The sequence below is a fragment of the Pseudomonas sp. GD04158 genome (genome assembly GCF_029834875.1).
Taxonomy (GTDB): Bacteria; Pseudomonadota; Gammaproteobacteria; order Pseudomonadales; family Pseudomonadaceae; genus Aquipseudomonas; species Aquipseudomonas hydrolytica.
In genome coordinates this window covers 76,200-82,729 of sequence record NZ_JAODYT010000015.1, presented here as the reverse complement: position 1 = coordinate 82,729, position 6,530 = coordinate 76,200, and the positions used below count along the sequence as shown (strand labels likewise).

The 6,530-nt window shown below is 65.9% G+C and carries 8 protein-coding genes; 3 read left to right on the top strand and 5 right to left on the bottom strand.

The window, feature by feature from the left end; all coding sequences use genetic code 11:
- Nucleotides 1-434: DUF1176 domain-containing protein (locus tag N7333_RS08740; protein ID WP_279858691.1), on the top strand; the 434-nt coding region annotated here is incomplete at its 5' end.
- A gap of 127 nt (nt 435-561) precedes the next feature.
- On the opposite strand, the gene N7333_RS08735 is transcribed toward N7333_RS08740, so the two are convergent.
- A complete protein-coding gene (locus N7333_RS08735) occupies nt 562-1,296 on the bottom strand; it encodes a sulfite exporter TauE/SafE family protein (RefSeq protein ID WP_129481598.1) in 735 nt (244 codons plus the stop codon).
- Nucleotides 1,297-1,469: 173 nt separating this feature from the next.
- Here N7333_RS08735 and N7333_RS08730 point away from each other — a divergent pair, with 173 nt between their 5' ends.
- Nucleotides 1,470-2,363, top strand: coding sequence for an EamA family transporter (locus tag N7333_RS08730; protein ID WP_129481597.1), 894 nt, complete (start codon nt 1,470-1,472; stop codon nt 2,361-2,363).
- 21 nt (nt 2,364-2,384) lie between these two features.
- Here N7333_RS08730 and N7333_RS08725 read toward each other — a convergent pair whose 3' ends face one another.
- The 3 genes from N7333_RS08725 to N7333_RS08715 form a co-directional block, all read right to left on the bottom strand.
- A complete protein-coding gene (locus tag N7333_RS08725; RefSeq protein WP_129481596.1) occupies nt 2,385-3,941 on the bottom strand; it encodes a sensor domain-containing diguanylate cyclase in 1,557 nt (518 codons plus the stop codon).
- A 78-nt stretch (nt 3,942-4,019) separates the two neighbouring features.
- The gene (locus tag N7333_RS08720; RefSeq protein ID WP_012019284.1) at nt 4,020-4,301 is read right to left on the bottom strand and encodes a peptidylprolyl isomerase; all 282 of its coding nucleotides are present in this window, start codon (nt 4,299-4,301) and stop codon (nt 4,020-4,022) included.
- 153 nt (nt 4,302-4,454) lie between these two features.
- The gene (locus tag N7333_RS08715) at nt 4,455-4,820 is read right to left on the bottom strand and encodes an STAS/SEC14 domain-containing protein (protein ID WP_003245762.1); all 366 of its coding nucleotides are present in this window, start codon (nt 4,818-4,820) and stop codon (nt 4,455-4,457) included.
- A 208-nt stretch (nt 4,821-5,028) separates the two neighbouring features.
- Here N7333_RS08715 and N7333_RS08710 point away from each other — a divergent pair, with 208 nt between their 5' ends.
- A complete protein-coding gene (locus tag N7333_RS08710; RefSeq protein ID WP_129481595.1) occupies nt 5,029-5,868 on the top strand; it encodes a CAP domain-containing protein in 840 nt (279 codons plus the stop codon).
- A 6-nt stretch (nt 5,869-5,874) separates the two neighbouring features.
- On the opposite strand, the gene N7333_RS08705 is transcribed toward N7333_RS08710, so the two are convergent.
- On the bottom strand, nt 5,875-6,462 hold the full coding sequence (locus N7333_RS08705) for an NAD(P)H-dependent oxidoreductase (RefSeq protein ID WP_129481594.1): 588 nt from the start codon (nt 6,460-6,462) through the stop codon (nt 5,875-5,877).
- Nucleotides 6,463-6,530 lie beyond the last annotated feature (68 nt).

Here is a 6,530-nt window from a genome sequence, read left to right as displayed (position 1 = left end):
CCATCGCCGAGGCGGTGATGGCGGCCACGCGCAGCGCATGGGTCGAGGAGGAGATGGACAGCACCCCGGAGGCCGAGGCCTTCGCCCTCAACGAGCACGAGGCGCTGGTGCTGATCCGCACCTGGTGCGCGGCCTACAACTGCGATTTCGCCGTTTATCGCGTCAGCCGTCAGCCACCCTATGCCGCGCAGGACATGCGGCTCGATCCGCTGCCGTTGGACCACGACGGGTTGTCCGGCTGGGTCAGCTACCAGCCGGAGAAGGGCGAGCTGGCCTATTTGTACAAGGGGCGCGGCATCGCCGATTGCGGCGAGTCGGGCAGTTGGCGGTTCGATGGCGAGCGCTTCCAGTTGGCCTCATTCAGCCTCATGAACCGCTGCGCGGGGGGCAATCCCGGCGAGTGGCCCGAGTTGTGGCGGGTGATCGAGCCCTGAGCAATAGAGGGGCAAGCGGGGCTCTGGTGCGCACGGCGCACCCTACGGACCGTTGCGCGTAGGGTGCGCCATGCGCACCGGCTTCTATGGATACAGCCACCCCCTACGGTCTGGTCGATTTCGCACCCTAAAGATTGCGCCAGATCAGCTGCAGCCCGGCCAGCAGGATGCCCAACCGGGCGATGCGGTAGAACCACTGGTGGTTGACCCGCGATTGCAGCCACAACCCGCTCCATACCCCCAGCGGCACGATGGGCGCGAGCATCAGGCTGAGCAGCAGGTTGTCCCGGCTGAACTGACCCAAGGCCGCGTAGGGGAATAGCTTGGCCGCGTTGGTCAGCAGGAAGAACAGGTTGATGGTGGCTACGAAGCGCAGTTTTTCCAGCTGCTGCGGCAGCAGGTGCATCATCACCGGTGGGCCGCCGGCGTGGGCCACGAAGCTGGTGAAGCCGGCCAGGCTCGACAGCAGCAGGCCACGGCCCTTGTGCAGCGGCCTCGGCGCCTGGTTGGCGAGCAGCAGGCCGAGGCCGACGAAGCTCACGGCGATGACCCCGATCAGCAGACCGATGGCGCGTTCGTCGAAGAAACCGAAGGTCAGCGACCCGATGGCGATACCAATTACCGCGCCCGGCAGCATGACCTTGAGGTTGGCCGTATCCCACCTGCGCCAGTAGGCCTTCAGCCCGACCATATCGGCCAGACAGAGAATCGGCAGCATCACTGCCACGGCCTGTTTCGGCGAGGTGGCCAGTGCCAGCAGCGGCACGGCAATGCCGCCCAGCGCGCCGCCAAAACCACCTTTGGACAGCCCGGTGAGAAACACCGCCGGTAGGGCGAATAGAAGGAAGTCGTGCAGCGTCATGGCGTGCTCTGGTCAGGCGGAGGGCGCAGGGTAGCAAAGGGCGCGAGGTGACAGAATGTTCTCGCCGAGGTTGGACGATCTGCTCACTGTGTGGCGTTTTCCGTCGGGCACTGTGTCTGCCGCGGCGTGGCTGGCGTTGCTCTAATGGACGCTCCCTTCCCGAGGACCGTCCCATGTCGCCCAAGGATCTGCTGCTGGCTCTGCTGGTGATCGTCGTCTGGGGCCTGAATTTCGTGGTGATCAAGGTCGGGCTCGAGGGTATGCCGCCGATGCTGATGGGCGCGCTGCGCTTCATGCTCGCCGCTTTTCCCGCCATTCTGTTGGTACGTCGGCCGCAGGTGCCGCTGCGCTGGCTGCTGGCCTATGGCATGACCATCTCGGTCGGGCAGTTCGCCTTTCTTTTCTACGCCATGCATGTCGGCATGCCGGCCGGGCTGGCCTCGCTGGTGCTGCAGTCGCAGGCGTTCTTCACCCTGTTCTTCGCCGCCCTGTTTCTCGGCGAGCGCCTGCGCGGCAGCAACCTGTTCGGTTTGCTGGTGGCCGCTTGCGGCCTGGCGCTGATCGGCCTGCAGAGCGGCCAGGCGATGACCCTGGCCGGTTTCGTCCTGACCATCGCCGCGGCCTCGATGTGGGCACTGGGCAATGTGGTCACGCGCAAACTGGGCAAGGTCAATCTGCTGGGGCTAGTGGTCTGGGGCAGTCTGATACCGCCGCTGCCGTTTCTGGCGCTGTCGCTGTGGCTGGAGGGGCCGGCGCTGATCGGCGCGTCGCTGCGCGGCATCGGCCTGCAATCGCTGGCGGTGCTGGCCTATCTGGCGTTCGGCGCCACGCTGCTCGGTTATGGCCTGTGGAGCCGCCTGCTGTCGCGCTATCCGGCCAGCCAGGTGGCACCGTTCTCCCTGCTGGTGCCGGTGGTGGGCATCAGCTCGTCGGCGTTGCTGCTGGGCGAACGCCTGGGTTCGCTGCAGGTGGTCGGCGCCATTCTGGTGATGGCCGGGCTGCTGCTCAACGTCTGGGGCGGCCGGCTGCTCGATAGCTGGCGCCAGCGCACCGTGCGGGCGCTCTAGCGTTTTTCGGACGGCCCGCATTCAGCCCGGATGACTGGCCGAGTCGCCGCCGCTGGCGTCTCGTCTCGGTGCTTCGGCGCACTCCAGGCGGTTACGGCCATTGCTCTTGGCGCGATACAGGGCCTGGTCGGCGCTGCGGATCAGGGCAACGGCCTGGGCGCTGCTGTCCTCGGCGCTGGGGATCAGGCTGGCCAGGCCAGCGCTCACCGTGACTCGCTGAAAGGGGCTGCCCTGATGGGCGAGGTGGCGCTGTTCTAGGGCCTGCAGGAAGGTTCGGGCCACGGTCTGGGCACCTTCGCTGTCGACGTTGGGTAGGATCACCGCCAGTTCCTCGCCACCGTAGCGCGCCGCCAGGTCGCCGGGGCGCCGCATGCATTGTCTGAGCACATCGGCCACTGCGCGCAGGCAGGCATCGCCGGCCACATGGCCGTAGCGGTCGTTGTAGCGCTTGAACAGGTCGATATCCAGCAGCATCAGCGACAGCGGCGAACCACGACGCTGGGCGCGGCGAATCTCCACCTCGAGGGTCTGGTCGAAGCTGCGTCGGTTGGCCAGGCCGGTCAGGGCATCCTGCGACGCCAGCACCTCCAGCCGGGCATTGGCATCGAGCAGCTCCTCCCTCGCGCTCAGCAATTGCTGCTCCATGCGCGAGCGGCGGCGGATATCGAGAATCAGGCGTTGGCCGATGACGCCGATGGCCAGCAGCAGAAGCAGAATCAGCGCGGCGAACAGCTCGGCATCGCGGCGCCAGGCCGCCAGGGCCTCGGCACGGCCGACCGCGATCACGGTGATCAGCGGCAGGCGCTCATTGCGGCGAAACGCATAGAGGCGCTCGATGCCGTCGATGCGCGACGTCTGGATGGAGGTGCCTTCGTGCTTCTCGCGCAGGATTTGCAGCACCGGCGAGTCGGACCAGTCGAGGCCTACATCCTGCTCACGAAAGGGTTGGCGAAACAGCAGCAGGCCGGCGCTGCTCGACAGGCTCATCGAGCCATGTTCGCCGAGGTCGAGACCGCCATAGAAATGCAGGAAATGCTCGACACCCAGGGTGACGGCCACCGCTCCGGCGAAGCCGCCATCGGCATCGTTAAGCCGGCGGCTGACGGTGAAGACCCAGTCGCCGGTAATGCGGCTCTTGATGGTGGGGCCGATGAAAATATCCGTCGAGGGATCGTCGCGGTGATGAATGAAGAAGGCGCGGTCGGCCGCGTTGAGGCCGGACTGGGGGGCGCTGCTGGAGGCCAGCAGCCGGTCGCCCTGGGTATCGTAAATGACGATGGCGTTGGCCAGGCCGAGTACCTGGGTCTGCTGTTGCAGCAGTCTCCTGATTCGCTCCTGCTCCTGCGGGGAGAAGTCAGCCCCTTGCACGCGCTCGCTCAGGTCGTTCAGCACCAGTTCGGACTGGCGAATCACGCCCTCGGTGTAGTTGTCCAGCGCCTGAACCAGATTGAGGTTGGCCACGTTCAGCTCGCGTATTGCGCGCTCGCGGGAGAACCAGATTTGCCATGCCGTCAGCAGGGCCAGAGACAGGCAGATGAACACCAGCAGAAAGGAGGCTAGCCGAATGCCGCGCTTCATGGCTGAAACCCAGGGGGAGGGGCGGTGAAAAGGCGGGAACGAGGGCGGGCCGCCGTGGCGGCCGCGCCCTTGGCATCATCAGTCCTGGCGGCTGGTGACTTCCAGCAGGTGATAACCGAACTGGGTCTTGACCGGGCCCTGGACCACGCCGACCGGTGCGCTGAACACCACGGTGTCGAATTCCTTGACCATCTGGCCGGGGCCGAACGAGCCCAGGTCGCCGCCGTTACGGCCGGACGGGCAGCTGGAGTTGTCCTTCGCCAGCTGGGCAAAGTCGGCGCCACCTTCGATGGCGGCTTTCAGTTCGTTGCACTTGTCTTCGCTGGCAACCAGGATGTGACGGGCAGTGGCGCGAGCCATGGGAGTATCTCCTTTCGATTGAGGTGCAGAGCCTAGCGCAATCGACTCGCCAAGCATACGGGGCCGGCGGGCGTCGGGTTGCGTCCGGCTCGTCGTCCCCCATGTGCGACAACGCAACGAGGCGCTGCCGAGGCGCTCGGCAGCGCGCTTGCCTCATTGCTGCAACCAGGCTTCGGCCTGCGCTTCGTGGATCGAATCGAAGGCCTTGATGGTCAGGCCCGGAATCAGTGCGCCCTCCACCTCGCTGGCGGTGCGCAGCCACTGCTGATCGGCCACCACCGCCACCCGGTCGAACTGGCGAATCAGGCGCAGCAGCTGCGGAATGCGCTTGAGCTCGACGCCCACCGCACCGAGCGTTGGCCATTCGAAACTGCCGACGCGATAGAACATCTTGCCGTGCTCTATGCCTTCGGCGGCCTGAATCAATTCGTCGAGGGCGACACGCATGGCCTCGCTGTCCAGCTTGCCGGTGAAATCCACGTCGATGCGCTGATCGCCGCTGCGGGTTACCTTGAACATGGCGATTTCTCCTCAATGGAGTGGAGCTTTCACCATACGCCGCCTGGCGCCAGACGCGAATGGCTGCGCAGGCTTCTGGATGATCGGTCGCCTCTGGTGCAGTCGGTGCAGCACTTTCCCCAGTAAACGAAGGTCTGACCCACCACCCACTAGGCCAAAGGCGCCCCATCGCGCATCATCTGCACGGTCGGTTTGCAAGGAGAGTCCTATGCGCTTGCCCTTTTTCGCCGTCGTTCTGACGCTGGGTCTGTTCGCCGTCACGGCGCAGGCAGCGGACGAGGCGCGGCTGATCGAAGCCATCAATGCCTACCGCGGCGAGGTGCAGCGCTGCGGCGTGCAGGTTTCCGAGCCACTGCCGCCGTTGAGCAGCGATACGCGTCTGCTGCTGCCGGCGGCCGGCACCGGTGACCTGCAGCAGGCGCTGAGTGCGTCGGGCTATCCGCTGGTCAATGTGCAGGCCATCAGCCTGTCCGGTCCGCGCGATGCGCAGGCGGCGATGCAGGCGCTGGCGGAGAGCTTCTGCCGGGTGCTGCTCGACCCGCAGTTCATCGACATCGGCGTCAGCCGCATGGACCGCGACTGGCGCATCGTCCTGGCGCGCCCACTGCTCAGTGGCCGCCTCGGCGACTGGCAGGCCGAAGGACAGAACCTGCTGCAGCGCATCAACGCCGCCCGCGCCCAGGCGCGCCAGTGCGGCGCTCAGCAGTTCGCCGCAGCCGCACCGCTGACCTGGAGCGCGGAGCTGGCCACGGCAGCCGAGTCGCATAGCCGCGCCATGGCCAATGACAACTTCTTCGCTCACCAGGGCCGCGACGGCCGGACTCCGGGGGATCGTGCGGAGCTGGCCGGCTATGGCGGTGGGCGCATTGGCGAGAACATCGCCGCTGCATTGGACACGGCTGACAAGGTGGTCGAAGGCTGGCTGGCCAGCCCGGCTCATTGCGCCAACCTGATGAACCCACAGTTCGAGGAACTCGGCGCCGCCTACGGCAGCGACCCGCAAAGCGACGCCGGCATCTACTGGACCGCGCTGTTCGGCGGACGCTGAGCTGCCTCAGGCGACGCCGAACACCTGAGCCAGGTGCTGTTCGTAGCGCGCCACGTCGCGCTCGATGTTCGGCACCTTCATCACGTCGTTGCAGATGAAGGTGGGCAGGGCGCTCATGCCGAGGAATTCGTTGGCCTTGTGGAAGGGGAAGTACACCGCGTCCACGCCCTTGCCTTCGAAGAAGTCGGTCGGGTCCTCGAAGGCCTGCACCGGGGCGTTCCAGGTCAGCGACAGCATGTACTGCTTGCCCTGGATCAGCCCGCCGCTACCGTACTTCTGCGAGGCGTCGGAGCGGGTGCGGCCGTCGTTGGCGTAGAGGCTGCCGTGGCCGGTGGTGAACACCTCGTCCAGATACTTCTTCACCGTCCAGGGGGCGCCCATCCACCAGCCGGGCATCTGATAGATCACCACGTCGGCCCAGAGGAATTTCTGTACCTCGTCCTCGACGTCGTAGCCGCCGTCGATGAAGGTGGTCTTGATATCGAAACCGGCGCGGTCGAGAAAGGCCACGGCAGCGTCGTGCAGGGTGGTGTTGTACTGGCCGTTGGAATGGGCGAACTGTTTGCCGCCATTGAGCAGGAGGATCTTTTTCATCGGGGGTCTCCGGAAAATGTGGCGGCAGGTTATCGGGCCCTGCGCGCGTGAAATACCCCGCAGCGGTC

Coding starts and splice junctions, on each gene's coding strand:
- N7333_RS08735 (WP_129481598.1), bottom strand. CDS start 1,296: ATGACGCTGCACGACTTCCTTCTATTCGCCCTACCGGCGGTGTTTCTC.
- N7333_RS08730 (WP_129481597.1), top strand. CDS start 1,470: ATGTCGCCCAAGGATCTGCTGCTGGCTCTGCTGGTGATCGTCGTCTGG.
- N7333_RS08725 (WP_129481596.1), bottom strand. CDS start 3,941: ATGAAGCGCGGCATTCGGCTAGCCTCCTTTCTGCTGGTGTTCATCTGC.
- N7333_RS08720 (WP_012019284.1), bottom strand. CDS start 4,301: ATGGCTCGCGCCACTGCCCGTCACATCCTGGTTGCCAGCGAAGACAAG.
- N7333_RS08715 (WP_003245762.1), bottom strand. CDS start 4,820: ATGTTCAAGGTAACCCGCAGCGGCGATCAGCGCATCGACGTGGATTTC.
- N7333_RS08710 (WP_129481595.1), top strand. CDS start 5,029: ATGCGCTTGCCCTTTTTCGCCGTCGTTCTGACGCTGGGTCTGTTCGCC.
- N7333_RS08705 (WP_129481594.1), bottom strand. CDS start 6,462: ATGAAAAAGATCCTCCTGCTCAATGGCGGCAAACAGTTCGCCCATTCC.